This window comes from Brevundimonas sp. 357 (assembly GCF_003938605.1).
GTDB lineage: Bacteria > Pseudomonadota > Alphaproteobacteria > Caulobacterales > Caulobacteraceae > Brevundimonas.
The window spans coordinates 99,483-124,804 of record NZ_RHWX01000007.1 but is presented as its reverse complement, the minus strand read 5'-3'; the positions used below and the strand labels follow the sequence as shown (position 1 = coordinate 124,804).

The following is a 25,322-nucleotide window of genomic DNA, read 5'->3' as shown; positions in this document are numbered from 1 at the left end:
GCGATGAACGTCCGCCGCACAGGCGCGCGTGATGAAGTCGAGAACAGCGATATTACGCCTCGGCGCGCCCCTTAGACAGGGCGATTCCGGGAAACGGGACTTTCCAGGGCGGGCGGTTCACAGACGGAAGCGGTTGGGGTCTGCAGAGGGTGGTTAGCGGTCGTTCCAAGATCCGGCTTGAACCGCCGTGATAAGGCTTCCAACCGTCAGACTGCGATAGGTTCGCTCGCCGCGCCATTCGCGAAACTCTCGAACGAGGTTCAGGCCGAAGTTATGTGCTACCTCGTTTGGCGCGTATTTCCTCAAGTCCATGAGGCTGAAGTCAGTGCCGAACGGCTCCCTAATCGCATCGATGGCATCGCCCAGATCCTCACCGGCCAGACCCAGATCGTAATACAGTTCCGTTGTGTCGGTGATTGGGGCCGCGCACATGGTGACCTGCTTCAGCGCGCTGAACACATGGTCGCGGATAGCATTTCCTGATCGATCAATGTCGTCGGCCATGTCTTCAGTGAACGCGAAAGGGCTAATGTCCGCAACGGGTCGATTCCAGACATAGCCTACAGTCTGCGAAGTCGCCGTTCAGTCCAGCGCGTCGAAGTCCACTACGATCGGCTCGCGGTCCAGCAGCGCTAGGACGCGGCGGAAGCTGTCCTGGCTCAGGGCGGTGGTCGCCGTATTGGCCAGGGGGTGGAAGTTGACGACGGCCGCCTCCCACAGGCGGCGGTCCAGCACGAAGGTCACACGGCGGTCCGCATCGTTGATCAGGCCCAGCGCTGTGACCGAGCCGGGGCGCACGCCCAACGTCTCCCACAGCAGGGTCTCATTGCCGAAGGACAGGCGGTCCGAGCCCATGGCGCGGTGGGCGCGCTTCAGGTCGATGACCGTGTCCTGGGCCGCCGAGATCAGCCACAGGCGACCCTTCTTGTCCTTGAGGAACAGGTTCTTGGTGTGCAGGCCCGGCAGGTCGGCCTTGAGGTCCAGCCCTTCCTCGACGCGGAAGACGGCCGGGTGGTCGTGGGTGGCCTGTTCGATCCCGTGCTCGGCCATCCAGGCCAGCAGGCGGGCGCGGTCATACGCGGGCTCGTGCAGGACGTCGGAGGCGGGATCGGCGGCGATGGCGGTCATCTCGGTCTTGTCGGGCGGGCGGCGAGGGCGATAGGGGAGGAAGCCGACCCTCAGGGTCGCCGCCTTATTCGTCAAGCTTGGGAGCCGCGTCTTGGAACTGGAATGCTATCCGATGAATGCGCGTCCGTGCGACCTGGTGCCGGGCCGCCAGTCGCGCAACTGGATGGACGCCTTCGCCAGCCGTCACCCCTATCGCTGTCTGCCGCTGACCATGGCCAACACCACGGGGTGGGAGATCCTGTGTCCCTTCGGCTTCACGGCCGAGTGGAACGGCGGGCCGTCGCAGACCGATATCAAGATCACGCCGGACCGGCCGCAGCCCGAGCTGGATCACTTTGTCAGCTCGCACTTCTCGCGCGGGGTGCTGACCATGCATCCGCAGTATCTGTTCCGTACGCCGCCGGGCTGGGGCCTGATCGCGCAGGGCTCGCCCAACCACGTCAAGGACGGCATGCAGCCGCTGAGCGGCCTGATCGAGACGGACTGGCTGCCCTTCCCCTTCACCATGAACTGGATCTTCACGCGGCCGGGCCGGGTCAAGTTCGAGAAGGGCGAGCCCTTCTGCTTCATCCTGCCGGTCGAGCACCGCAAGGTGGAGCAGTTCGAGCCGGTGATCCGTTCGCTGGAGTCCAACCCCGGCATGAAGGGGCAGTTCGAGGCCTGGAACCGCTCGCGCACCGACTTCAACACCCGCCTGGCCTCGGGCGACCCCGACGCGGCCAAGGAGGCGTGGCAACGCTTCTATTTCAAGGGCGAGGTGCCCGAGGCCCTGGGCACGGCCCCGGCGACCCACGCGAACAAGCGCCGCCTGAAGAACCCGCGCATCGGCTGAGGCCAAGCGCCTGATGCAGCAACGCCCGCCTCCGTCGCCTGATGCAGCAACGCCCGCCTCCGTCGCCGGAAGCGGGCGTTGTCATATCTAGCGCCGCTCAAGTCGCGAGCGTTAGCGGCCCGCTTAAGAAGCCGGACGGGTCACGCGCGAGCCGAGGTTGTTGATGACCTCGCGGGCGTCGAAGGCGTTGGGGTCGCCGGCGGGCTTGGGACCGCGGCCCATGACGATCTCGGCCGTGGCCTCATAGCGGTCGACCTGACGGATATCGCGCTCCCGGCCCCAGTAGGGATCCCAGGTGCTCCAGTAGCCGCGCTGGTAGAAGCGCCAGGACGGACCCCAGTAGGGACCGTAGCGGTCGTAGTAAAAGGGATCCGGCGTGGTGTAGAACCGGGTATCGCGGTCGGTGGCGCGGGTGACGGTGGCGAACCAGTCGTAGCCGTTCTCGACCGTCAGTTCGGCCGAGCGCAGCAGCAGGGACATCTCGACCTGGTCGCGCGAGGTGACCGAATTGCCCGAGAAGCTGACGGCGTAGCGGTTGGACTCCAGGCGCTGCTCGGCATAGCCGCCCTGACCCTTCGAGCCGATCGGCTGATAGGGGGTGGCCGTCGCGCAGGCGCCCAGGGCGAGCGCGCCCGCCAGGGCGATCAGCACCGGGGTTTTGCGAAGCTTCATCATGGAAAACTCTCCTTGAGCGTTCATTGAACGCCCGTCGGTCTGAACGAGGGGTGAATGGTCAAGTTCCAAACCGCTCATCCCGCACCCATCACAGACGCGAGACGATGAGAACGGCGGCGAGGAGCAGAAGGCATCCGACCACAATGCCGAAACCCTTGCGGAAGCGCGGCGCGGTCATCTGTCGCGCCAGAGCCGCCCCGCCCAGGCCGTAGGCGGACATGCCCAGAAGATCGAGGCTGATCGTGCCGACGGCGAACAGGGCCAGCTGCGGCGCGACGGGGCGGCTGACATCGAGGAAAGGCGGCAGGACGGCGGTGAAGAAGAGGATGGCCTTGGGATTGGCGATCTGGACCATGAAGCCGTCGATCAGGGCGTTGCGGCCGCGCCGGACCTGGGCGTGATCGGGTTCGGCGGCGGTGTTGAAGGCCCCGTGCAGGGCCTTGATCCCCAGCCAGGCGACATAGAGGGCGCCCAGGACGGCGATGATGCGGAAGACCTGAGGAAAGGCCGCGACCAGCGCGCCCAGGCCCAGGGCGGCGGCGGCGAACCAGACCAGGGTGGCCGCGTTCATGCCCAGGACGGCGGTCAGGGCGGCGGCCTTGCCCTTATCCATGCCTGTGGCGACGGCGAAGATGTTGGCCGGGCCCGGCGTAACGGCCATCACGGCCATGACGCCGAGAAAGGCCAGATACAGATGCGGATCAACGGGAAGCGCGGCCATAAGGCCCTTTCGGGCCCGGTGCGTTCTGCGTCAAGCCGTCGCGGGCGCCGACGTCAGATTTCGGCCGGGATCGGCGGCGTCGGCGGAACGGTCAGGGCGGCCTCGACTTCGTCCATGGCGTCCAGGGCCTGATCCATGCCGTACTGGGCGATCAGCCCGTAGGTGATCATCTGTTCCGGGTCAGCCTGGGCCCAGGCGCCGTTGGTCGCCATGCCTTCGATCGCAGGTTCGACGCCGGCCATGGCCTCGCGGACGATCGCCTCGACGTCGATCTCGGCCAGTGCGGCTTCGGCGATCAGGCCGGCCTGGCGGGTCGCCTCGGCGGTAAAATCGACCACGTGCGGTTGATAGTCGGACCACAGAGCCGCGACACGCAGGCCTTTCTGGGTCTCGGTCAGGTTCTCGTCCGCCTGGATGCGTTCAGCGCGCGCGCCGAATTCCTCCATCTTCTGCTCGAAGGCGGCGGCGGCGTTTTCGAGCTGGATATCAGCGGAGGTTTTCTGTTCCTCAGCCACCGCAGCGGAAACCGGCAGCAAGGCGAGGGCGGCGGCGAGCGAGAGGGGGGCGAGCGAGAGGGCGCGGACCATGGGAAGCTCCTTCGGCGGACGCTGCAAGGTCCGCCGAAGGGCGCGAACGCTCAAGTGAAATCGCGGTAAGGCGCGAAAGACGACGCCACAATCCGTGGGATCAGTCCGCAGCGGCGGGAGCAGGCGGAGCGGTCACGGCCTGGGCGACGGCTTGACGGATCTGGGCCGGAATGGCGCGGATCTGGGCCGGGGCGGCTTCGGCGGCGGCCAGGATTTCGGTCTTCTTCTCGGCGTTCTCTGGCTTCTCGGCGAAGGTGCGGAAGAAGGCGCCCAGGTCGTCGGCGAAGGCGTTGAAGGCGGGTTCGTAGCGGGTGATGATGGCGTCGGTACGGGTCTTCTTGGTCTCGGCGTCCAGAGCCGGATCCTCGATTACGGCGTCCAGTTCGGCCTTCATCCGCTCGGCCTCGGCGTTGAAGGCCTCGCCCCTGGCTTCAAAGGCGGCTTCTTCCGGCGAGGGGGTGCGGGCGGGCGCAGGCGCGGCGGCCGGCGGCGCTGGCGGGGCGTCCTGTGCGAAGGCGGGGGCGGCGCAAACGGTCAGGGCCGCGACAGCGGCGGCGAGAGTCAGGCGGGACATGAGGGGGGCTCCGGCAGGCGACGGGCGCGCCCGTCAGACTAAGAACTCGCCGGCCGGGAGCGACCGGAGATGGGGCGCACGGTGGGGGCGTCGCGGACGAAGCGCAAGCGTGACCTTGCATGAAAGCGCAAGAGGCCGGGCGGCGGGGCTCTTGAACCGGCGCGCGTCAGGGCGCATCTGCGGGCCATGTTCATCCAGACCGAAGCCACGCCCAATCCGAACGTCCTGAAGTTCCTGCCCGGCCGCGAGGTCGCGACGGACGAGGTTCTGGAATACCGCACCATCGACGAGGCGGCGGCCTCGCCCCTGGCCGAGGCTCTGTTCGAGCTGGAAGGCGTCGAGGGCGTCTTCTTCGGCGCCGACTACGTGTCGGTCACGCGCGCGGCGGACGGCCCGGACTGGCCGGCGATGAAGGCGCCGATCCTGTCGGTGGTGATGGATCATTTCGTCTCGGGCGCGCCGCTGGTGCGGGCGGGCGCGGCGGCGGTCGATGACGACGGCGCGCCGGACAGCGAGATCGTGGCCGAGATCAAGGGCCTGTTGGACAGCCGCATCCGTCCGGCCGTGGCCCAGGACGGCGGCGACATCCTGTTCGATCATTTCGACGAAGACACCGGGGTTCTGCGCCTTCGGATGCGCGGCGCCTGCGCCGGCTGTCCGTCGTCCTCGGCCACGCTGAAGGCCGGGGTGGAGCAGATGATGCGCCACTATGTTCCCGAGGTGACGAGCGTCGAACAGGTGCTCTGATCCGTTCGAGGGCGTTTCACATGAAACGCTCGCGCCGGGCGACGGCGCGGGGCATGGTGACGTCATGCGCGCATCAGACGATCAGACCGAAAATGAGGCCCGCCTTCTGGGCGAGGCCCTGGCGGCCTTGCGCCGCGAACGCGGCTTGAGCCAGGCCGAGGCCGGCCAGAAGATCGGCATGACTAGCCAGGGCTGGGGTCTCTATGAAGCCGGCAAGCGTCCCGGCCTGTTCCGGCCCGACGTGCAGCGACGCCTGACCGGGGCGCTGGACATGACGCCCGAGGATCTGGCTCTGGCTATGCTGGGCGCGCCGGCGACGCCGATACCGACGCGGGACGTGCGCGGCCTTGAGGCGCGGGGGCGGGCGTTCGACGGCGCGGTCGCCGACCGCCGGCGCCTCCGGCTGGAGACCGATGAACTGGCGCCCTGGGCGGCGGCGGGGACGGTGCTGGAGTACGCGCCCGGGCGCTGGCCGCGGCGGGACCAGGGATGCGTGATCGAGACCGAAGACGGCCACGTGCGGGTGCGGATCTATGAGCGCGCCGACGAGGACGAGATCATCGTGCGCGGCGCGGGCGGGCTGGACGGAATCGAGCGCATGGCGCGCGCAGCCGTGCGTGCGGTGTCGGCTGTAACGGCGCGTCTTGATGAGGAATGAAACGAAATAGTTGCGTTCTGCGGCGGGTTGTGAAACGTTGTGATTGCAATCGGAGGCGTCGTCATGTCCCGCAGCGTTCAACAGATCGACCAGGCCGTCGGCTTGAGGATCGCCGCCCGACGGTCCGCCCTGGGCCTGTCGCAGTCGGCGCTGGCGCGCGAGCTGGGCGTCAGCTTCCAGCAGGTTCAGAAGTATGAGGCGGGCGCCAACCGGGTCTCGGCGTCGCGTCTGCATCAGGTGGCGACGGCCTTGGGCTGTTCGGTGGCCGACTTCTTTCCCGTCCGGCCGGATGCGGTCGAGACGGAGAATCCGGCGGCGGCGCTGCTGGGCAGCGTCGAGGGGCGGGGTCTGGCCGACGCCTTCCCCCGTATCGCCGACCCCGAGGTGCGTCGCGCCCTGACGCGGGTGGTTCAGGCTCTGGCCGAACCGGCGCCGCTGGCGGCGGCCTGAACGACGCGCTAGGGACAGGCCATGAAGGTCATGGTCATCGATACGGCGCTGGGCGCTTGCGTCGCCGGGGTGTTCGCGGACGGCGGAGTCGACGCGGGCGCGGGTTTGCGCATTCTGGGACTGCGCAGCGAACAGATGACCAAGGGCCATCAGGAGCGGCTGGGCGGTCTGGCCCGCGACGCGGCGGATGAGGCGGGGGGCTTCGACGGCGTGGACCGCATCGGGGTGACGGTGGGGCCGGGCTCGTTCACCGGCCTGCGCGTGGGCCTGGCCTTCGCCCTGGGTCTGGGGGCGGCGCTGAATCGACCGGTGATCGGGGTCTCGACGCTGGACGCCCTGGCCGCCTCGGTCGAGGCCGAAGGGCTGGTCGCCGCCGTGATCGACGCCCGCCGGGGTCAGGTCTATGCGCGGCTGTTCCGCGGCGGCGCGCCGCTGGGCGAAGCCGAAGCCTGGCCTTTGGAGACGGCGCGCGACCGCATCCTGGCCGAGGCGGGGGCGGGGACGCCGGTCCTGGTCGGATCGGGAGCGGCGGTTCTGTCCGAGGCCTTCCCTGAGGATTTCACCGCCGCGCGGCGGTCGCTTCTGGCGGCGCCCGCGCCAGAGGCGCTGGCCGCCCTGACACTGGCCGCCGATCCGGCGACCTCGCCGCCTGTTCCCCTCTATCTGCGCGCGCCCGACGCTACGCCGCCCAGCCGCCTGCCGGGCCAGCCGCGCCAGCCCGCCGCGTGAGCGCGCCGCTCTTTCAGGCGGTCGATCCTGGGCGTCTGGCGGCGATCCACGCCGAGGCCTTTGCGGCGTCGTGGGATGAAGCGGCCCTGACCGAACTGCTGGCCGCGCCGGGCGTGTTCGCCGTGGCTGAGCAGGACGGCTTCATCCTGATCCGCGTCGTGGTCGACGAAGCCGAGATCCTGACCCTGGCGGTGCGGCCCTCGGCGCGTCGCGCGGGTCTGGGCGTTCGCCTGGTCGAGGCGGCGGTGGTGCGGGCCGCCGCCCTGGGAGCCGAGCGGATGTTCCTGGAGGTGGCCGAGGGCAACGTCGCCGCCCGCGCCCTCTACGCCCGAAGCGGCTTCGTCGAGATGGGACGTCGTCGCGGCTATTATTCGTATGCGGACGGAAGCGGAGAGGATGCGTTGACGCTTGTCCTGAACTTTCCTCGATAGCTTCCATAAGGCGACGGTACAGCCTATCTTCGCCGCCATGGACCGGATCGAAAAACTCTGCGCCGAGCGCGGCATGCGCATGACTGAGCAACGTCGGGTGATCGCCCGCGTCCTGTCGAACGCCGAAGACCATCCCGATGTGGAGGAACTGTATCGCCGGGCCTCGGCGATCGATCCGCATATCTCCATCGCCACGGTCTATCGCACCGTGCGCCTGTTCGAAGAGGCGGGCGTGGTCGAGAAGCACGACTTCGGCGACGGCCGCAGCCGCTATGAAGAGGCCGGCGACGACCACCACGATCACCTGATCGACACCAAGACGGGCGAGGTCATCGAATTCTTCGACGCCGAGATCGAACGGCTGAAGACCGAGATCGCCAAGCGCCTGGGCTTCGAACTGGTCGGCCACAAGCTGGAGCTGTACGGCCACGCCATCCCCGGCGTCGAGCCGAGCGAGCGCGAAGGCCTGATCTACAAGCGTCATCGCGCCGAGGACGAAGGCTGACTTCGGTCGCCGTTCGTCCCGAGCCGCGCTCGCGCTTGCCGTCGTCGATTTCGGCGATCATAAGCCGTGCATGACTGATACGCTCGACACTCCCGCCTCGGCGGACGCTGGCGCATCTGAGGCGAGCGCCGCGCCCAAGCGCCTGTTCATCAAGACCTATGGTTGTCAGATGAACGTCTATGACTCCGAGCGCATGGCCGATGTGCTGCGGCCGTTGGGCTACGCCCCGACCGAAACGCCGGAAGACGCCGACTTCGTCATCCTGAACACCTGCCACATTCGCGAGAAGGCGGCGGAGAAGGTCTATTCCGAGCTGGGCAAGCTGCGGGAAATGCGGGACCGGCGCATGGCGGCGGGTCAGGGCGGCATGACCATCGCCGTGGCCGGCTGCGTCGCCCAGGCCGAGGGCGAGGAGATCATGAAACGCCAGCCGGCGGTCGATCTGGTGGTCGGGCCTCAGGCCTATCACCAGCTGCCGGAACTGCTGACCCGCACGGCGCGGGCGCGGGGCGAGCGCATCGGCGCCGACTTCGCGCCGAATGAGAAGTTTGACGCCCTGCCCGCGACGCGCGGCACGGAGGGGGTGACGGCCTTCCTGACGGTGCAGGAGGGCTGCGACAAGTTCTGCACCTTCTGCGTCGTGCCCTATACGCGCGGCGCCGAGTGGTCGCGGCCGGTCGCGGCGGTGCTGGCCGAGGCCCGGTCCCTGGCTGATCGGGGCGTGCGCGAAGTCACCCTGCTGGGCCAGAACGTCAACGCCTATGACGGCGAAGGGCCGGACGGAAAGCCGTTCACCCTGGCGAAGCTGGCCTACGCCCTGGCGGCCATCCCGGGCATCGACCGTATTCGCTATACGACCAGCCACCCGAACGACATGTCGGACGACCTGATCGCGGCGCACGGCGAACTGGACGCCCTGATGCCCTATCTGCACCTGCCGGTTCAGGCGGGTTCGGACCGCATTCTGCGCCTGATGAACCGCAAGCATGGGCGTCAGAAGTATTTCGACCTGATTGACCGCATCCGCGAGGCGCGGCCCGACATGGCGATGGCGGGCGACTTCATCGTCGGCTTCCCCGGCGAGACGGATCGCGATTTCGAGGACACGATGGATCTGGTGCGGCGGGTGAACTACGCCAGCGCCTTCTCCTTCATGTATTCGCCGCGTCCCGGCACGCCCGCCGCGACCATGGCGGCCCAGGTTCCGGACGCCGTGGCCAAGGAGCGTCTGCACGCCCTGCAAGGCTTGCTGACCGGGCAACAGGTCGCCTTCAACCAGTCGCTGGCCGGGCGCGTCCTGCCGGTGCTGTTCGAGAAGAAGGGCCGCCACGGCGCCCAGGCCATCGGCCGCTCCCCCTATCTGCAATCGGTCCACGTCGACGACGCGGATCAACTGATCGGCCGGATCGTTCCGGTCGAGATCATCAGCGGTCAGCAGAACAGCCTGTCCGGCCGACTGATCCAGACGAACTGACGCCTTTTCCGCCACGCGCCGTGTGCGGGATGGGAACACGCAACAACGTCCCTCAGGCAGCCTCGCACCGCGTGCGAGGCGACAGGGACTCTTAAGGAGACCTCATGGCGCGAGAGTCCGAGTTCCTGTCCCTCAGCGATGAGGCCCTGCGCGCCGTCATCGGGCCGCAGAGCCGTCACCTGGCCCTGATCGAGGACGCCTTCAAGGTGCTGGTCGAGACGCCGGGCGGCGGGGTGTCGATCAACGGCTCGACGCGGGATCGCGCCCAGGCGCGCCGGGTGATCGAGGCCCTGTCGAACCGGGCCGAGGCGGGCGCAGAGATCACCGAGGCCGACGTGCGCACCGCCCTGGGCGCGGCCGTGACCCAGCCGCGCGCCGAACCGGCGGGCCGCAGCCCAGGTCGCAGCGTACCCGAAGGCGCGGCTCTCCCGGTCGGCCGTCGCGGCGCCATCGCTCCCAAGACGGCGTCTCAGGCGCGTTATCTGGAGATGCTGGGCCGCTGCGAGCTGACCTTCGGCGTCGGCCCGGCGGGCACGGGCAAGACCTTCCTGGCGGCGGCCTACGGCGCCTCCCTGCTGAAGCGGGGGCAGGTGGACCGGCTGGTCATCACCCGTCCGGCGGTCGAGGCGGGCGAGAAGCTGGGCTTTCTGCCCGGCGACCTGAACGAGAAGGTCGACCCCTATCTGGCCCCGATCTGGGAGTCGCTGAACGACATCCTCGGCGTTGACGACGTGCGCCGCCGTCGCGAGAAGGGCGAGATCGAGGCCGCCCCCATCGCCTTCATGCGCGGCCGCACCCTGAGCCACGCCTTCATCATCGTCGATGAGGCGCAGAACACCTCGCGCATGCAGATGAAGATGGTGCTGACCCGTCTGGGCGAGGGCGCGCGCATGGTGGTGACGGGGGATCCGTCGCAGGTCGACCTGCTGAACCCGCGCGATTCCGGCCTGGCTCACGCCCTGCGCATCCTGAAGGACGTGGAGGGCGTCGGCGTTCAGCAGTTCAAGTCCGAGGACGTGGTGCGCCACGCCATGGTCGAGCGCATCGTGCGCGCCTATGATTCCGATGCGGCGCGCAGCCGCCCCTTCCCCGACCTTGAGGACGACGCCTGATGATCGAGGTCGAGATCGACAGCGAAGGCTGGACCGAGGCCCTGCCCGAGGCGGCGGCGGTTGCCGAGCGCGCGGCCGTGGCCGCCCTTGGAGCCATCGAGGGCGATGTGGTGGTGCTGCTGGCCGATGACGCGGCGGTGCAGGATCTGAACAAGCGGTTCCGCGACAAGGACCGGCCGACGAACGTCCTGTCCTTCCCCGCCGCGGAAAGCGCCTTTCCGCATCTGGGCGACGTGGTGCTGGGCTACGCCTATTGCGCGGCTGAGGCTGCGGCGCAGGGCAAGACCCTGTCGGATCATCTGAGCCATCTGGTCGTCCACGGCGTGCTGCACCTGCTGGGCCGCGATCACGAGGACGACGCCGAGGCCGAGGAGATGGAGGCCGAGGAGCGCGAGATCCTGGCCGAATTGGGCGTCGCCGACCCCTATGCCGCCGAGAATGGTGCGATCGAGCATGAGGGCGCCGCGTGAGCGGGGCGATCGCCGCCCGGTTCGCGGGCCTTCTGAACAACCGCTGGGGCCGGATCGTTCTGGCGCTTCTGGCCGGGGCGGGCGCCGCCCTGGCGCATCCGCCGTTCGGTTTCCTGCCGGGGCTGTTGGGCTATCCGCTGCTGCTGCTGCTGGCGGATCGTTCAGGCGGCATGAAGGGCGGCTTCTGGGTCGGCTGGCTGGCCGGCTTCGCCTATTTCTTCATCGGCTGCTGGTGGGTGGCCGAGGCCTTCCTGGTCAATCCGGCCCAGGCGTGGATGGCGCCCTTCGCGGCCAGCCTGCTGCCGGCGGGCATGGGGCTGTTCTGGGGGCTGGCGACCATGGCCTATCGCCGGCTCAGTCCGGCAGGCGTGTGGCGCGTCCTGCTGTTCGCGGCCCTGTTCGCCCTGCTGGAATGGACGCGCGGCCATGTGCTGACGGGCTTTCCGTGGAACCCGGCGGGCGCGAGCTGGGCGGCCGGATCGGCCATGTCCCAGTTCGCCTCGATCGGCGGGGTCTATGGGCTGGGCCTGGTCACGGTGGCGGCGGTCAGCGCGTTTGCGACTCTGGCCGACGCCGGGCCGCGTCGCCCGCGCCTGATCGCGGCGGGGCTGGGCGTGTCGACCCTGATCGGCCTGTTTGCCTTCGGCGCCGTGCGTCTGTCATCGGCGCAGGTGGTGGAGACCCCGACCTTGGTGCGCCTGGTCCAGGCCGACATCGCCCAGGACTACAAGTGGAGCCCCGAGGCCTATCACGCCATCCTGGGCCGTTATCTGGAGCTGACGGCCCAGCCCGCCGCCGCCCTGCCTGACGTGGTGATCTGGCCCGAGGGCGCCCTGCCGACGACGGCCAATGACCTGTTCGCCACCAACGACGCCTATGCGGTGGCCGCTGCGCTGCAGACCGGCCAGACCCTGTTGGCGGGCCTGAGCCGGGGCGAGTCGGACCCGAGCGCCGAGACCGGCGCCCGCTATTACAACAGCCTGTTCGCCCTGCACGACGAAGGCGGCGAGGCGGGGCTGCGCATCGGCCCCATCTATGACAAGCACCGGCTGGTGCCGTTCGGCGAATACCTGCCGATGGGCGAACTGATGAGCAAGATCGGCGTGCGTAGCCTGGTTCACGTTCCCGCCGATTTCACCGCCGGACCGACGCCCGCGCCGATCAGCCTGGTCAACGCGCCGCCGGTGCAGCCGCTGATCTGCTACGAGGCCCTCTATCCGGGCTTTACGCCGGCGACGGGGGCGACGCGCCCGGCGTGGATCGTCAACGTCTCCAACGACGCCTGGTTCGGCAAGACGTCGGGCCCGCGCCAGCATCTGAACCTGGCCTCCTATCGCGCGCTGGAGACGGGCCTGCCGGTGGCGCGGGCCACGCCGACCGGCGTTTCGGCCATGATCGATCCGTGGGGCCGCATCGTCGAAGGCAAGCGGCTGGACCCCGGTCAGGCCGGGATCATCGATGTGCGTCTGCCTCAGGCGGCGGCGCCGACGCTTTACGGCCGGTGGGGCGATATGGGGTTCGCCGTCCTGCTGGTTATAATGCTGATCGCGGGGCGACGCCGCGCCGGAAATGCGCTGCTGGAGCGTTAACCCTATCGAGAGCCGCGGCGCCCCTGTGACGCGAAAACGCATGACAGAAGCCGAGAGCGGCGGCATGTCGAAAAGAAAATCAGGGAAGAGGGCAGGACATGGTCAGGGGTTCCGGGGCTGATGGTCCCCATCTGGTGGATCGGCATGTGGGGCGGCGCGTCTGCGAGAAGCGCATCGCCCTGGGCTATAATCAGACCGATCTGGGCCAGGCGCTGGGAGTCACCTTCCAGCAGGTGCAGAAATACGAAAAGGGCGCCAACCGAATCTCGGCGTCCAAGCTATGGGACATCGCCCGCTTCTTTCGCGTCGACATCGGCTACTTCTTCGATGGGCTGACCGGCGCGGCCCAGCCCGGTATGGCCGAGGGCGAGGCCGAGCCCTTCGTGCATGACTTCCCCGCGACCCGTCAGACTATCGAGATCGGCCGCCTGGCGCCGCGCCTGTCGTCACGCCAACAGAAGCTGGTGGTCGATCTGATGCGTGAACTGGTTGAAGACGGCGCCGACAACGACGGCTGAGGGCGCCGCGAGCCGGCGGACAAAGAAAAGGCGCGGAGCGATCCGCGCCTTTTCCTGTCTTGGAATTCGCTCGGGATCAGGCGGTCAGCGCCGTCTCCGAGGCGATGATGCGGCTGGCGGCGTGGACGACGGCGCCGATGCGTAGGGCGGCCTGAATCTGGACGTTCGGCACGGCGTGCTTGCGCAGTTCGCCTTCGTGGGCGTCCAGGCAGGCGCCGCAGCCGTTGATGGCCGAGACGGCGGTCGACCACAGTTCGAAGTCCAGCTTGTCGACGCCCGGATTGGCGATGATGTTCATCCGCAGCTTGGCCGGCAGCGTCGTGTACTCCTGGTTCTTCATCAGGTGCAGCGAGCGGTAGTAGATGTTGTTCATGCCCATGATGGCGGCGGCGGCCTTGGCGGCGTTCATCGCTTCGGGCGTCATGACGGTCGCGGCCTGGGCCTCGATCAGCTTGACCACGGGGCCGACGCCGATGGCGTGCGCCGAGGCCAGGAAGCTGCCCCACTTCTGCTGATCGTTCAGCACGGTCTCGTTGGCGAGCGAGGACAGGTTCAGCGAGATGTCCTTGCCATAGGCCGGGATCAGGTCGCGCAGGGCGTCGATGGACATTTTCGTGTTCCTTTCAGGAAGCGGCTATCGTTCGCGACGCGGTCGCTCACTGCTTGAGCCGCACGGCTTGGATGGGCGCTCAAGCCGCGAGGCTCCGCGAGCCGAGCATAGCGCCCAAGAATAACGAAGCAGGCATGAAAAAGGCGGCGACAGTCGCCCGCCGCCGCCTCTTTCGAGGGGCGGCCCGGACCCTACTCACGCGGTCCGGGCCTGTCTGGGCCAGTACTTACGCGGCCAGAGTGTCGCCGCCGACCGGGCGGTTGCAGGCGCACAGCTCGTCGGTCTGAAGAGCATCGACGACGCGCAGGGTGTCTTCCGGCGAACGGCCGACGTTCAGGTTGGTGACGTAGACGTGCTGGATGACGTTGTGCGGGTCGACGACGAAGGTCGCGCGCAGGGCCACGCCTTCTTCTTCGTCCAGCACGCCCAGGGCGCGGGCCAGCTTGCCGCCGTTGTCGGCGAACTGCCAGATCGGCAGCTTGTTCAGGTCGGCGTGGTCGCGGCGCCAGGCCAGCTTGGTGAACTCATTGTCGGTCGAGCCGCCCAGAACCACGGTGTCGCGGTCCTCGAAGTCCTTGCCCAGCTTGGCGAAGGCGGCGATTTCGGTCGGGCAGACGAAGGTGAAGTCCTTCGGGTAGAAGAAGATGACCTTCCACTTGCCCTCGAAGCTGTCCTGCGTGACGGCTTCAAACGCCGAGACGCCGTTCTCTTCGTGAGCGTTGAAGCCCGGCTTCACACCGATAATCTTGAATTCAGGCAGTTTTTTACCGACGCCGAGCATCGCGCTTCTCCATCCGATGATAAAAGATTTCGGCGGCGTCGATTGGGGAGGACGCCGTCGATGGACAGGGGATCGGCTTTTCCCGGCTTGAAGTCAAATCGATGATTTGACGCATGACGATAGATTTAATCTATCAAACCGGTCGTGCTTGATAAGCGAGGCCTGCAAAGCAAATTCAGGCTTCGCTATAAGTTTCTTCTGTGATCGCGAACAAGTTAATCGATTTTCCTTTCCTCCTGAGCGGTCATAGCCTCGAGGCTTCGAACCTGAGGAGGAACGATCATGGACGGCAACACCGACGGAGCCCCCAAGGGCCGCCCGATGAAGAAAGACGCGGTGCGCTCGCTGCTGGGACGCACCAATCGCGATTGGTGGCCCAATCAGATGTCGCTCGACATCCTGCATCAGCAGGGGATTAACGGCGATCCGATGGGCGACGACTTCAACTACGCCGAGGCGTTCAAGTCGCTGGATCTGGCGGCGGTCAAGCGCGACCTGACCGCCCTGATGACCGACAGCCAGCCCTGGTGGCCGGCGGACTACGGCCATTACGGCCCCTTCTTCATCCGCATGGCCTGGCACTCGGCCGGCACCTATCGCACCGGCGACGGACGCGGCGGCGCGGGCGCCGGCCAGCAGCGGTTCGCGCCGCTGAACTCCTGGCCGGACAACGGCAATCTGGACAAGGCGCGCCGCCTGCTGTGGCCGATCAAGCAGAAGTACGGCTCCAAGCTGTCCTGGGCCGATCTGATGATCCTGGCCGGCAATGTCGCCATTGAATCGATGGGCGGGCCGGTGTTCGGCTTCGGCGGCGGCCGCGCCGACGTCTGGGAGCCCGAGAAGGACGTCTATTGGGGCACGGAAGAGCAGTGGGTCGGCGAAGAGGGCAATGAAACCCGCATCCAGCCCGACAAGGGCATGGCGCTGGAAGAACCGCTGGCCGCCATCCAGATGGGTCTCATCTACGTCAATCCGGAAGGCCCCGGCGGCGTGCCCGAAGCCCTGGCTTCGGCCCGCGACATCCGCGAGACCTTCGCCCGCATGGGCATGAACGATGAGGAGACGGCCGCCCTGACCGCCGGGGGTCACACCTTCGGCAAGGCGCACGGCGCCGGCGACGCCGGCAAGGTCGGCGCCAGTCCCGAGGGCGCGGACATCGCCCAGCAGGGCCTGGGCTGGATCTCGGGCCATGAGAGCGGCGTGGGCGACCACGCCATCACCTCGGGCATCGAGGGCGCCTGGACGCCGACGCCGATCACCTGGGACATGACCTTCTTCGACATGCTGCTGGACCACGACTATGAGCTGGTCCGCAGCCCGGCGGGCGCCAAGCAGTGGCAGCCGATCGGCAATCCGCCCGAGACCCTGGCCCCGGCCGCCCATACGCCGGGCAAGCGCGTGCCGACGATGATGACGACCGCCGACATGGCGTTCAAGATCGACCCCGAGTACCGCAAGATCATGGAGCGGTTCCGCGCCGACCCGGCCTATTTCGGCGATACGTTCGCGCGGGCCTGGTTCAAGCTGTGCCACCGCGACATGGGGCCGAAGGCCCGCTATTTGGGCCCAGACGTCCCGGCCGAAGACCTGATCTGGCAGGATCCGATCCCGGCGCAGCAAGGACCGGTGATCGACGCCGCCGACATCAAGGCGCTGAAGGCCAAGATCGCCGCCTCGGGTCTGACGGTGGCGGAGCTGGTGCAGACGGCCTGGGCTTCAGCCTCGACCCATCGCGGTTCGGACCATCGCGGCGGCGCCAACGGCGGCCGCATCCGCCTGGCTCCGCAGAAGGACTGGGACGTCAATCAGCCGGAACAACTGGCCCGGGTGCTGCAGGCCTATGAGGCGATCAAGGCCGAGTTCGACGGCCAGGCCTCGGGCGGCAAGACGGTGTCGATCGCCGATCTGATCGTCCTGGGCGGCGGCGTCGGTGTCGAGACGGCGGCCCGCGCCGGCGGTCATGCGACGGAGGTTCCCTTCGTCCCCGGCCGCACCGACGCCTCGCAGGAGGAGACCGACGTCGAAGGCTTCGCGGTGCTGGAGCCGCGCGCCGACGGCTTCCGCAACTATCTGCAGGTGCGGTTCAACGTGCCGACCGAGGAGCTGCTGGTCGACCGCGCCCAGTTGCTGGGGCTCAGCGCCCCGCAGATGGCGGTGCTGGTCGGCGGTTTGCGGGTCATGGGCGCCAATCACGGCGGCTCGACCCACGGCGTGCTGACCAATCGTCCGGGCGTCCTGTCTAACGACTTCTTCGTCAATCTGCTGGACATGGGCACGGCCTGGAAACAGGTGGACGACAGCGCCGACGAGGTCTTCACCGGCAATGACCGCGCCAGCGGCGAAGAGTTGTGGACGGCGACGCGCACCGATCTGGTGTTCGGCTCCAACGCTCAGCTGCGCGCCCTGTCAGAGGTCTATGCCTCGGCCGATGCGGGCGAGAAGTTCGTCCGCGACTTCGTGTCGGCCTGGGTCCAGGTGATGAACGCCGACCGCTACGACCTGGCCGCCTAAAAGGGCTGCGAGGCCGAACTCCACGCGGGCGCCGTCGATCGGCGGCGCCCGCAAGTGTTCGGAGCTGCATCATGGATTTTGCTCTCTGGGCCGCGAGCCCCTATGTCGCTCGCATGCTCCCCACTCTGCGCCAGCTTCAGTATCTCAAGCTCCTGGCCGAGCACGGCTCCTTCAGCCGCGCCGCCGAGGCCGCTCACGTCAGCCAGCCGGCCCTGTCGGCCGGCGTTCAGGAGTTGGAGAAGATCCTGGGCGCGCCCGTCGTCGAGCGCACGCGCGGAGCGGTGATCCTGACCGCCGTGGGCGCCGAGGCGGTCAAGCGGGCCGAGGACGTTCTGGCGCGCACCGAAGATCTGGTCGAGGCGGCCCGTAACGCCGGCAAGCCCCTGTCGGGCCGGTTCCGCCTGGGCGTCATTCCGACGGTCGCGCCCTTCCTGCTGCCCAGGACCATGCCGGGCCTGCGAGACCGCTATCCGGGCCTGCGCCTGTTCCTGCGCGAGGATCTTACGCCGCGGCTGATCAGCGCCCTGAAGGCGGGACAGCTGGACGCCGCCGTCATCGCCTTGCCTTACGATGCGCCGGGCATCGACCACGCCCGTATCGGCGACGATGAAATCCTGGCCGCCGTGCCCGCCGGTCACGCCCTGGACGGCGCCGGACCCATCCCTGAAGGCCTGCTGAAGTCCGAGGATCTGATCCTGCTGGAGGACGGCCACTGTCTGCGCGACCAGGCCCTGGCGGCGGTGAAGATCGAGGCGCCGCGCGGCGAGGACGTCTTCGCAGCGACCACCCTGCCGACGCTGGTGCAGATGGTCTCGTCCGGCCTGGGGGTCAGCTTCCTGCCCAATATGGCGGTGAAGGCGGGCCTGGCCGATCATCCCGGCGTGGTCATGCGCCCCATCGCCGAGAACGCCCCGCACCGCGAGATCGTCGTCGCTTGGCGGGCCGGATCCAGCCGCGCCGCTGAGGCGCGCCTGCTGGCCGAGGCGCTGAAGCTGGATTGAGCCGCGTCAGCCGAACAGGCGGCTGTCCCACCAGACCGGCGTCTCCAGCCCCGGCTTGATGCGGGCGAAGTCGGGATGGGCGGTGTTGAAGACGAAGTTGCGCTCCATCCGCGCCACGACCGAGGGCGTGATCAGCAGGGCCGAGCGGCCTTCCGCATGCCAGGCGCGGCCGAAGGCGCGGGCGGCCGCCCCGCCCGGCTCGGCCCAGCCGGGGACCAGGTCCGGGTTGACCACTTCATAGGAGACGCCCGCCGGGATGTGGATCTCCACATGGTGCTGGCCCAGCGGCAGTTCGCCGCCGAAGTGGACCAGCTTCTCCAGCATGGCGGTGGAATAGTGCTCGGCGGCGTAGATCACCCTCTGGCCCGCCTCGTGCCAGCGGCCGGAAGCTCGGCGCGAACCGCCGTCGCTCCAGATGGGATATTCGCCGCGCGGATCGCCGATGCGGAATCCCTTGAGCGCGTCGTCCAGCCGACGGTGCATGGGAGGGCCTAGACCGCGAAGCCGGCGTCGGCGCGGCGCACCAGATTGATCACCGCTTCGGCCCCCGCCGAACTGGACTGGGCCATGGCCAGGGGGGTGCGGCCGTTCAGCAGCTGATGCGGGCGGTTCAGGAAGCGGACCACGGCGGCGCTGTCGCCGCGATAGGCGCGGCCCACGGCGTCGACCACGCGGCCGACCTCGTACAGGCGCTCGCTCATCTCGCGCGACAGGGGCTTGCGGCTGGTGCGGGCGCGCCGCAGCGTCGCCTCGGGGATGATCTGGCCGACCACGCGGGGCATGCCGATCACCTGACCCAGGGCGGCGGCGGCGGCGGGCTTCAGCCCCTGCGACACCCGCTCGGCCAGGGCCACGTCGTCCATCGTCTCATTGTCGTTCAGGCCCAGCAGCTTGCCGATCCGCGCCGCGTCGCTGGCGGGCAGGGTCTCGGGCGAGGCGTAGAGGTCGAGGGCGGTCATGGCGGCGGCTTTCGTCATATGACGACAATATGGGCGTCAAGCGACGATGCGGCAAGGGATGAGTGGAATGTGCCGGTCGGCGTCCAAGAAAAAAGGCCGGCGGATCGCTCCGCCGGCCTTCATTCTGGTTGGTCTAACGCGCTTTCGCGCGGCTTGAGACCGCTTACTTCTCGTCGCCGCGCGCCAGGTTGCGCAGGACGTAGGGCATGACGCCGCCGGCCTTGAAGTAGTCCAGCTCCGTCTGATTATCGATGCGGCAGCGGACCGGGAAACGGGCCATCTTGCCGTCCGACGGGCGGAACATCTCGACCCACAGATCCTGGCGGGGCTTCAGCTTGCCGACGTTGGCGTCGGTCAGGCCGCGGATGGTGACGATCTCTTCGCCCGTCAGGCCCAGCTTCTGCCAGCCGTCTTCCTTGAACTGCAGCGGGACGACGCCCATGCCGACCAGGTTCGAGCGGTGGATGCGCTCATAGCTTTCGGCGATGACGGCGCGGACGCCCAGCAGGCGGGTGCCCTTGGCCGCCCAGTCGCGCGACGAACCGGTGCCGTATTCCTTGCCGGCGAAGACGACCAGCGGACGGCCTTCCGACTGATAGCGCATGGCCGCGTCGTAGATCGACATCGTGTCTTCCGAGGGGAAGTGCTTGGTGACGCCGCCCTCGATGTCCGGGGTGATCTTGTTGCGGATGCGGATGTTGGCGAAGGTGCCGCGCATCATGACTTCGTGGTTGCCGCGGCGGGCGCCGTAGCTGTTGAAGTCCAGGGCTTCGACGCCGTGGTTGGTCAGGTACTGACCGGCGGGCGAGGCCTTCTTGATCGAACCGGCCGGCGAGATGTGGTCGGTGGTGATCGAGTCGCCGAAGATGCCCAGGATGCGCGCCTCGACGATGTCCGTGACCGGAGCGGGCTCCATGGTCAGGCCCTCGAAGTAGGGCGGGTTCTGGACGTAGGTCGAGGTGTCTTCCCACTCATAGGTCTGGCCGCCGGTGACGGCGATCGCCTGCCAGTGCTCGTCGCCCTTGAAGACGTCGGCGTAGCGCTTGGCGAACATCTTGGGCGTGACCGACTTCTTCTGGATGGCGGCGATCTCTTGCGAGGTCGGCCACACGTCCTTGAGGAAGACGTCATTGCCCTTCTTGTCCTTGCCGATCGGCTCCTTGGTGATGTCGATGCGCATCGAACCGGCCAGGGCGTAGGCGACCACCAGCGGCGGCGAGGCCAGGTAGTTGGCCTGGACGTCCGGGTTCACCCGGCCCTCGAAGTTGCGGTTGCCCGACAGGACCGAGGTGGCGACCAGGGCGTTGTCGTTGATGGCCTTGGACACGGCCGGGTCCAGCGGACCCGAGTTGCCGATGCAGGTGGTGCAGCCGTAGCCGACCAGGTTGAAGCCCAGGGCGTCCAGATCCTTCTGCAGACCGGCGTCGGTCAGATAGTCGGTGACGACCTGCGAGCCGGGGGCCAGCGAGGTCTTGACCCACGGCTTGGGCTTCAGGCCCAGGGCGTTGGCCTTGCGCGCCACCAGACCGGCGGCGATCAGGACCGACGGGTTTGAGGTGTTGGTGCAGGAGGTGATGGCGGCGATCACCACATCGCCGTCGCCGATGTCGAAGCTTTCGCCTTCCACGGCGGCGCGCGGGGCGTCGGCCGGACGGGCGAAGACGCCGGTCAGGGCTTCTTCGAACGACGGGGCGGCGACGGTCAGTTCAACGCGGTCCTGCGGACGCTTCGGACCGGCCAGCGACGGCACGACCGTCGAGATGTCCAGCTCCAGAACGTCGGTGAAGATCGGGTCTTCGGACTCTTCGTCGATCCACAGGCCTTGGGCCTTGGCGTAGGCTTCGACCAGGGCGACGCGCGCCTTCTCGCGGCCGGTGGCCGTCAGATAGTCGATGGTGGCCTGCGAGACGGGGAAGAAGCCGCAGGTGGCGCCGTATTCCGGGGCCATGTTGGCGATGGTGGCCTGGTCCTCGATGGTCATGCCGGCGATGGCGGGACCGAAGAATTCCACGAACTTGCCGACCACGCCCTTCTTGCGCAGCATCTGGGTGACGGTCAGCACCAGGTCGGTGGCCGTCGCGCCTTCCGGCAGCTTGCCGGTCAGCTTGAAGCCGATGACTTCGGGGATCAGCATCGGGATCGGCTGGCCCAGCATGGCGGCCTCGGCCTCGATGCCGCCGACGCCCCAGCCCAGGACGGCCAGGCCGTTGATCATGGTGGTGTGGCTGTCCGTGCCGACCACGGTGTCCGGATAGGCGACGGTCTTCTTGCCTTCCTCGGCGGTCCAGACAGTCTGGGCCAGGTTCTCCAGGTTCACCTGGTGGCAGATGCCGGTGCCGGGGGGCACGACGCGGAAGTTGTTGAAGGCCGAAGAGCCCCAGCGCAGGAAGTTGTAGCGCTCGATGTTGCGCTCATACTCACGCTCGACGTTCTGGCCGAAGGCTTGGGCGTTGCCGAAGTGGTCGACCATGACCGAGTGGTCGATGACCAGATCGACCGGGACCAGCGGGTTGATCTTCTTGGCGTCGGCGCCGAGCTTGTCCATCGCGTCGCGCATGGCGGCCAGGTCGACGACGGCGGGAACGCCGGTGAAATCCTGCATCAGCACGCGAGCCGGGCGGAAGGCGATCTCGTGCTCGACGGCGCCCTTGTTCTCGATCCAGGCGGCGACGGCCTTCAGGTCGTCTTCGGTGACGGAGACGCCGTCTTCGTTGCGCAGCAGGTTCTCCAGCAGCACCTTCATCGAGCGCGGCAGGCGGGAAATCCCGGCCAGACCGGCTTCCTCGGCGGCGGGAAGGCTGTAATAGGCGTATTTCTTGCGCCCGACCGCGAGGTCTTGGCGGGTCTTGAGGCTGTCAATCGACGGCATGGAGAGTAGTCCTCTGACAAACGCCGCCCGACAATTCGGTTGCGCCTTCGCGCGCTGGACGTCGGGGCGCACAGGTCCCCGGCGCGCGCGGCGAAAGCCTGCTGCGGCGCTTGCGCATATAGTCCCGCGCGCGAGAGCCGTCCATGTATCCACACCCTCGACGTGGACATTGAGAGAGACTCGCAAGTGTTGACCCGTCTGGAGATCGCAGGTCTGAGCCTGTCGCGCGGCGAGCGGCGGTTGTTCAGCGACCTGTCTTTCGCCCTTTCGGCAGGCGAGGCGGCGGCGCTGACCGGGGCCAATGGGGCAGGGAAGACCAGCCTTCTGCGCGCGGTCGCGGGGTTCATTCGCCCGGATGCGGGCTCAGTCGTCTTTCATGACGCCGACGGCGAGATGGAGGCTGAGACGGCCAGGCGGTCCGCCCTGCATCTGCTGGGCCATCACGAAGGGTTGAAGCCCCAGCGCACGGCCCGGCAGGAGCTGGGCTTTCAGGTTGAGTGGCTGGGCGGTTCTGCGCAGGCCTTCGGCGCCGCCGTGGAACGGTTGAAGCTGGCGCCCTTGCTGGACCTCGAAACGCGCAAGCTGTCGGCGGGGCAGAGGCGGCGGCTGTCGCTGGCGCGCCTGGTCGCCGCCCCGCGCGCCCTGTGGTTGCTGGACGAGCCGCTGGCGCCGCTGGACGAGGCCTGGCGCGGCGTCGCCGCCGAGTTGATGGCCGAGCATCTGGCGGGCGGGGGCATGATCCTGGCCGCCGTGCACGATCCCTTGCCCGTCCCGGCTCGGTCGCTGAATCTAAAGGGGTCGCGATGAAGGCCGTCCGCGCCCTGTTCGCGCGCGAGTTGTCGCTGGCCTGGGGCGGCGGCGGCGGGCCGCTGCTGGCCTGCGGCTTCCTGTTGTGTCTGACGGCCATCCTGCCGCTGGCGGCGGGGGGCGATCCGCGCGTCTTGGCCCCGGCGGCCTCGGGGGCCAGCTGGATGGCGCTGGCTCTGGCCTCCCTGCTGTCGCTGGAGCGGATGTTCGAGCGCGATCTGGATGACGGGGCGCTGGACTTGCTGGCGACAGGGCCGCTGCCGCTGGAGGCTGTGGTGGGCATCAAGGCGCTGGCGCAATGGCTGGCGAGCGGCTTGCCCCTAGCGCTGGCCGCGCCCGTCGCGGCCCTGGCCCTGGGCCAGCCGCCGGAGCTGATCGTGCTGACAGGATTGTCGGCGGCGCTGGGCGGTCTGGGGTTCGCCTTCACCGGGGCGCTGGGCGCGGCGCTGGCGCTGGGCGCGCGGCGCGGCGGGCTGCTGATCGCCGTGGTGGTGCTGCCGCTGTTCATCCCGCCGGTGGTGTTCGGGGCGGGCGCCCTGACCCGCGCGGCCAGCGGTCAGAGCCCGACCTCGGCGCTGGCCCTGCTGGGCGCTTACGTCCTGTTCGCCCTGGTGATCGCGCCGATCGCGGGCGCGGCGGCGGTCAGGAACGCGCAGGGCTAGCGCGGTTTCAGCGTGACATAAAGCGCGCCGTCGCCGCCGTGGCGCTGGTGAGCGGAGGCGAAGCCCGACACCACTCCGCGCAGGTGCGGACTGGTCAGCCATTCGTGCACCGAGGCGCGGATGACCCCGCCGCCACGCCTGCCCTGGCCTGTGATAACCAACACCGAGCGCAGGCCGCGCATCTGGCAGCCGATCAGGAAGCCGCGCAACTGATCCTCGGCCTCGAAGCGGCCGAAGCCGTGCAGGTCGATGCGCGCCTCGATCGGATCGCGCTCGCGCGACAGGCGGCGCTGGCGGCGCGGCTCCAGCTCTTCGGGCGCGGAACGAGGCCGTGGCGCAGCGGCCTTCGGGGGCGGAGGCGTCGCCGCCCGTCCGGCCGAGGCGGTCGTCAGGGCGGTCGCGCGCTTCTTGCCCGCGACGCCGCGCGGCGGCGGCGCGATGAGAGGCGCGGCTTCGTCTCCAAGCGCAGGAATAACGGCGCCGGGCGTCACGCGCGCGGCCTTGCGGCGGACGGGCGGCGTCACCGTGGACGTCACTCGGTTCCAGATGCGCTTGTCGTCGTCGCCGGTCGCGGAGGCGGCTTTCGGCGGTCCCTTGCCCGAAGGGGGGCGGGCCACGCTCAGCCCTCGTCGTCGAAGGCGTCCGGCGGACCGGGCTCATGGGCCAGCAGGTCGCCGGGCTGGCAGTCCAGCTCGCGACACAGGGCGTCCAGGGTGGAGAAACGCACGGCGCGCGCCTTGCCCGTCTTGAGGATGGACAGGTTGGCGACGGTCACGCCGACGCGGTCGGCGAGCTCCGTCAGCGACATGCGGCGCTGGGCGAGGATACGGTCGAGTTGGACGCGGATGGCCATGGGGTGAGCTTTAGCGTTTCTCGATCAGATCGTCAGTTCGGATTCGCGACGAAGGCGCGCGCCCTCGCGGAACACCTCGGCCAGGACGAAGACGACCAGGACGGAGAAGACGGGGGTGAGCAGATCGCTGATCCCTTGCGGCTCCATCACCCCGGGCGCCAGACGCGCGGCGACCAACCCCTGTACGATCCAGACGCCGCCGGTGACGACGGCCAGGATCAGGCCGATCTGGCGCAGGCGACGGACGTTGTCCGGTTGGAACGGATCGCCCAGGGTCAGGGTGCGGAAAATCTTGCGCAGATGGCGCAGGATCATCAGGAATCCGCCGAAATAGGCGGTCAGCGCGCCCAGGCCGAACAGCAGCAGCGGACGGGTCAGCGGCATTTCGCGGCCGTCCGCGCCGTCCGAGACGGTGACATTCAGGTTGTCGATCGGAATGAAGATCGAGGCGACCCACAAGAGCAGAAGCAGGCCGGTGACGAGGATCATCACCACATAGGCCACGTCCAGGGCGATCTTCAGCAGGCTGGAGACCGAGCCGGGGCCCAGAGTGCGCAACGGGGTGCGGAAATGAGGCGCGCGCAGCGGGGTCTGATGGCCGAGAGGTTTCGGTTTCCGCAAGCGCGTCATCGGGCGTCTCAGGCCGGGGACAGGGGCGCCGTCGCCGCGGCGGGTCCGGCCGACCCGCGCACGGCTCTATTCTTCATGGCGTTCATGGCGATCGTCAAAGCCTCCTCGCTCGCAGGAGCGGTCAGAAGCTTTGGATGATCAGGGCGATCGCGGCGGCCGGCAGGGAGGCCAGCAGGAAGGCGTTGCCCAGGCTGTGCGCCAGACGGTCCATCAGATTGGTTTTGTGCATGGCTTGCATATCGGTCTCTCCATCGATGCACGTTTTTTGTGCGTATCTGTTGTGCCGCTGGATCATTGTTGCGAGATGTTTCTCTCGTTTGAACGGTGCGGCCGCCCGTCCTTGAAAATGAAGATAGGTCGTGCGCCGGCCAAAGCCAACTTACATATCGTTTAACGATGTTACCATTTCGCAATGGATCGGACGGGGCTAAGGTCGGGC

General features: G+C 68.2%; 30 protein-coding genes. 16 read left to right on the top strand and 14 right to left on the bottom strand.

Going from position 1 to position 25,322, the window contains the following annotated elements; all coding sequences use genetic code 11:
* Window positions 1-153: 153 nt before the first annotated feature.
* Both EGK63_RS08120 and EGK63_RS08115 read right to left on the bottom strand, forming a co-directional pair.
* Window positions 154-504 (bottom strand): DUF1493 family protein, encoded by a 351-nt coding sequence (locus EGK63_RS08120; RefSeq protein ID WP_125900761.1) that lies wholly within the window; start codon window positions 502-504, stop codon window positions 154-156.
* Window positions 505-582: 78 nt separating this feature from the next.
* The gene (locus EGK63_RS08115; RefSeq protein ID WP_125900760.1) at window positions 583-1,128 is read right to left on the bottom strand and encodes a prolyl-tRNA synthetase associated domain-containing protein; all 546 of its coding nucleotides are present in this window, start codon (window positions 1,126-1,128) and stop codon (window positions 583-585) included.
* A gap of 91 nt (window positions 1,129-1,219) precedes the next feature.
* Here EGK63_RS08115 and EGK63_RS08110 point away from each other — a divergent pair, with 91 nt between their 5' ends.
* Entirely contained in the window at window positions 1,220-1,960 is a 741-nt protein-coding gene (locus EGK63_RS08110; RefSeq protein ID WP_125900759.1) for a DUF6065 family protein, read from the top strand.
* Between the two features lie 123 nt (window positions 1,961-2,083).
* Here the strand turns inward: EGK63_RS08110 and EGK63_RS08105 are convergent, their stop codons facing one another.
* The 4 genes from EGK63_RS08105 to EGK63_RS08090 all read right to left on the bottom strand — a co-directional run bounded on the left by EGK63_RS08105 (window position 2,084) and on the right by EGK63_RS08090 (window position 4,517).
* Window positions 2,084-2,635, bottom strand: a complete 552-nt coding sequence (locus EGK63_RS08105) for a hypothetical protein (protein ID WP_371412940.1) — start codon at window positions 2,633-2,635, stop codon at window positions 2,084-2,086.
* Between the two features lie 88 nt (window positions 2,636-2,723).
* Entirely contained in the window at window positions 2,724-3,356 is a 633-nt protein-coding gene (locus EGK63_RS08100; RefSeq protein WP_125900757.1) for a LysE family translocator, read from the bottom strand.
* A 53-nt stretch (window positions 3,357-3,409) separates the two neighbouring features.
* Window positions 3,410-3,943 (bottom strand): hypothetical protein, encoded by a 534-nt coding sequence (locus tag EGK63_RS08095; protein ID WP_125900756.1) that lies wholly within the window; start codon window positions 3,941-3,943, stop codon window positions 3,410-3,412.
* A 100-nt stretch (window positions 3,944-4,043) separates the two neighbouring features.
* Window positions 4,044-4,517, bottom strand: a complete 474-nt coding sequence (locus tag EGK63_RS08090) for a translation initiation factor IF-2 (RefSeq protein WP_125900755.1) — start codon at window positions 4,515-4,517, stop codon at window positions 4,044-4,046.
* Between the two features lie 186 nt (window positions 4,518-4,703).
* On the opposite strand from EGK63_RS08090, the gene EGK63_RS08085 reads away from it, so the two are divergent.
* From EGK63_RS08085 to EGK63_RS08035, 11 genes are all read left to right on the top strand, one after another.
* Window positions 4,704-5,264: a NifU family protein gene (locus EGK63_RS08085; protein ID WP_125900754.1), complete on the top strand. Its 561-nt coding sequence runs from the start codon at window positions 4,704-4,706 to the stop codon at window positions 5,262-5,264.
* 64 nt (window positions 5,265-5,328) lie between these two features.
* On the top strand, window positions 5,329-5,922 hold the full coding sequence (locus tag EGK63_RS08080; protein ID WP_165906559.1) for a helix-turn-helix transcriptional regulator: 594 nt from the start codon (window positions 5,329-5,331) through the stop codon (window positions 5,920-5,922).
* A 63-nt stretch (window positions 5,923-5,985) separates the two neighbouring features.
* Window positions 5,986-6,372: a helix-turn-helix domain-containing protein gene (locus EGK63_RS08075; protein ID WP_125900753.1), complete on the top strand. Its 387-nt coding sequence runs from the start codon at window positions 5,986-5,988 to the stop codon at window positions 6,370-6,372.
* A gap of 21 nt (window positions 6,373-6,393) precedes the next feature.
* Window positions 6,394-7,101 (top strand): tRNA (adenosine(37)-N6)-threonylcarbamoyltransferase complex dimerization subunit type 1 TsaB, encoded by a 708-nt coding sequence (tsaB, locus tag EGK63_RS08070; RefSeq protein ID WP_125900752.1) that lies wholly within the window; start codon window positions 6,394-6,396, stop codon window positions 7,099-7,101.
* The gene (gene rimI / locus EGK63_RS08065) at window positions 7,098-7,532 is read left to right on the top strand and encodes a ribosomal protein S18-alanine N-acetyltransferase (protein ID WP_125900751.1); all 435 of its coding nucleotides are present in this window, start codon (window positions 7,098-7,100) and stop codon (window positions 7,530-7,532) included. The genes tsaB and rimI overlap by 4 nt, the downstream gene beginning before the upstream one ends.
* Window positions 7,533-7,569: 37 nt before the next feature.
* Entirely contained in the window at window positions 7,570-8,037 is a 468-nt protein-coding gene (locus EGK63_RS08060) for a Fur family transcriptional regulator (RefSeq protein WP_125900750.1), read from the top strand.
* Between the two features lie 70 nt (window positions 8,038-8,107).
* Window positions 8,108-9,511, top strand: coding sequence for a tRNA (N6-isopentenyl adenosine(37)-C2)-methylthiotransferase MiaB (gene miaB / locus EGK63_RS08055; protein ID WP_125900749.1), 1,404 nt, complete (start codon window positions 8,108-8,110; stop codon window positions 9,509-9,511).
* A 104-nt stretch (window positions 9,512-9,615) separates the two neighbouring features.
* On the top strand, window positions 9,616-10,623 hold the full coding sequence (locus tag EGK63_RS08050; protein ID WP_088410760.1) for a PhoH family protein: 1,008 nt from the start codon (window positions 9,616-9,618) through the stop codon (window positions 10,621-10,623).
* Window positions 10,623-11,093: an rRNA maturation RNase YbeY gene (ybeY, locus tag EGK63_RS08045; RefSeq protein WP_125900748.1), complete on the top strand. Its 471-nt coding sequence runs from the start codon at window positions 10,623-10,625 to the stop codon at window positions 11,091-11,093. The genes EGK63_RS08050 and ybeY overlap by 1 nt, the downstream gene beginning before the upstream one ends.
* A complete protein-coding gene (gene lnt / locus EGK63_RS08040; protein WP_125900747.1) occupies window positions 11,090-12,682 on the top strand; it encodes an apolipoprotein N-acyltransferase in 1,593 nt (530 codons plus the stop codon). The genes ybeY and lnt overlap by 4 nt, the downstream gene beginning before the upstream one ends.
* Window positions 12,683-12,780: 98 nt before the next feature.
* Entirely contained in the window at window positions 12,781-13,200 is a 420-nt protein-coding gene (locus EGK63_RS08035) for a helix-turn-helix domain-containing protein (RefSeq protein WP_125900746.1), read from the top strand.
* Between the two features lie 76 nt (window positions 13,201-13,276).
* Here the strand turns inward: EGK63_RS08035 and EGK63_RS08030 are convergent, their stop codons facing one another.
* Together EGK63_RS08030 and EGK63_RS08025 are read right to left on the bottom strand one after the other, a co-directional pair.
* On the bottom strand, window positions 13,277-13,810 hold the full coding sequence (locus EGK63_RS08030) for a carboxymuconolactone decarboxylase family protein (protein ID WP_125900745.1): 534 nt from the start codon (window positions 13,808-13,810) through the stop codon (window positions 13,277-13,279).
* Window positions 13,811-14,036: 226 nt separating this feature from the next.
* Window positions 14,037-14,591: a peroxiredoxin gene (locus EGK63_RS08025; protein WP_125900744.1), complete on the bottom strand. Its 555-nt coding sequence runs from the start codon at window positions 14,589-14,591 to the stop codon at window positions 14,037-14,039.
* Between the two features lie 282 nt (window positions 14,592-14,873).
* Between EGK63_RS08025 and katG the strand changes: the two genes are divergently transcribed.
* Together katG and EGK63_RS08015 are read left to right on the top strand one after the other, a co-directional pair.
* The gene (gene katG, locus EGK63_RS08020; protein ID WP_125900743.1) at window positions 14,874-17,102 is read left to right on the top strand and encodes a catalase/peroxidase HPI; all 2,229 of its coding nucleotides are present in this window, start codon (window positions 14,874-14,876) and stop codon (window positions 17,100-17,102) included.
* A gap of 113 nt (window positions 17,103-17,215) precedes the next feature.
* Entirely contained in the window at window positions 17,216-18,103 is an 888-nt protein-coding gene (locus tag EGK63_RS08015) for a hydrogen peroxide-inducible genes activator (protein WP_125900742.1), read from the top strand.
* Window positions 18,104-18,109: 6 nt separating this feature from the next.
* Here EGK63_RS08015 and EGK63_RS08010 read toward each other — a convergent pair whose 3' ends face one another.
* From EGK63_RS08010 to acnA, 3 genes are all read right to left on the bottom strand, one after another.
* A complete protein-coding gene (locus EGK63_RS08010; protein ID WP_125900741.1) occupies window positions 18,110-18,586 on the bottom strand; it encodes an RES family NAD+ phosphorylase in 477 nt (158 codons plus the stop codon).
* Between the two features lie 8 nt (window positions 18,587-18,594).
* Window positions 18,595-19,080, bottom strand: a complete 486-nt coding sequence (locus EGK63_RS08005; RefSeq protein WP_003166528.1) for an antitoxin Xre/MbcA/ParS toxin-binding domain-containing protein — start codon at window positions 19,078-19,080, stop codon at window positions 18,595-18,597.
* A 145-nt stretch (window positions 19,081-19,225) separates the two neighbouring features.
* A complete protein-coding gene (gene acnA / locus EGK63_RS08000; RefSeq protein ID WP_125900740.1) occupies window positions 19,226-21,931 on the bottom strand; it encodes an aconitate hydratase AcnA in 2,706 nt (901 codons plus the stop codon).
* Window positions 21,932-22,117: 186 nt separating this feature from the next.
* On the opposite strand from acnA, the gene ccmA reads away from it, so the two are divergent.
* Window positions 22,118-22,738 carry a heme ABC exporter ATP-binding protein CcmA gene (gene ccmA, locus EGK63_RS07995; RefSeq protein ID WP_125900739.1) on the top strand — a complete coding sequence of 207 codons (621 nt, stop codon included), beginning with the start codon at window positions 22,118-22,120 and terminating at the stop codon, window positions 22,736-22,738.
* On the top strand, window positions 22,735-23,400 hold the full coding sequence (gene ccmB / locus EGK63_RS07990) for a heme exporter protein CcmB (protein ID WP_125900738.1): 666 nt from the start codon (window positions 22,735-22,737) through the stop codon (window positions 23,398-23,400). Before ccmA ends, ccmB begins: the two co-directional genes overlap by 4 nt.
* On the opposite strand, the gene EGK63_RS07985 is transcribed toward ccmB, so the two are convergent.
* The 3 genes from EGK63_RS07985 to EGK63_RS07975 are packed head-to-tail and all read right to left on the bottom strand — an operon-like array spanning window position 23,397 to window position 24,883.
* Window positions 23,397-24,017, bottom strand: coding sequence for a Smr/MutS family protein (locus EGK63_RS07985; protein WP_125900737.1), 621 nt, complete (start codon window positions 24,015-24,017; stop codon window positions 23,397-23,399). The two genes, ccmB and EGK63_RS07985, sit on opposite strands and share 4 nt — an antisense overlap.
* Before the next feature lie 2 nt (window positions 24,018-24,019).
* Window positions 24,020-24,253: a helix-turn-helix transcriptional regulator gene (locus EGK63_RS07980; RefSeq protein WP_003166522.1), complete on the bottom strand. Its 234-nt coding sequence runs from the start codon at window positions 24,251-24,253 to the stop codon at window positions 24,020-24,022.
* A gap of 24 nt (window positions 24,254-24,277) precedes the next feature.
* Window positions 24,278-24,883 (bottom strand): DUF2975 domain-containing protein, encoded by a 606-nt coding sequence (locus EGK63_RS07975; RefSeq protein ID WP_243637619.1) that lies wholly within the window; start codon window positions 24,881-24,883, stop codon window positions 24,278-24,280.
* Window positions 24,884-25,322 lie beyond the last annotated feature (439 nt).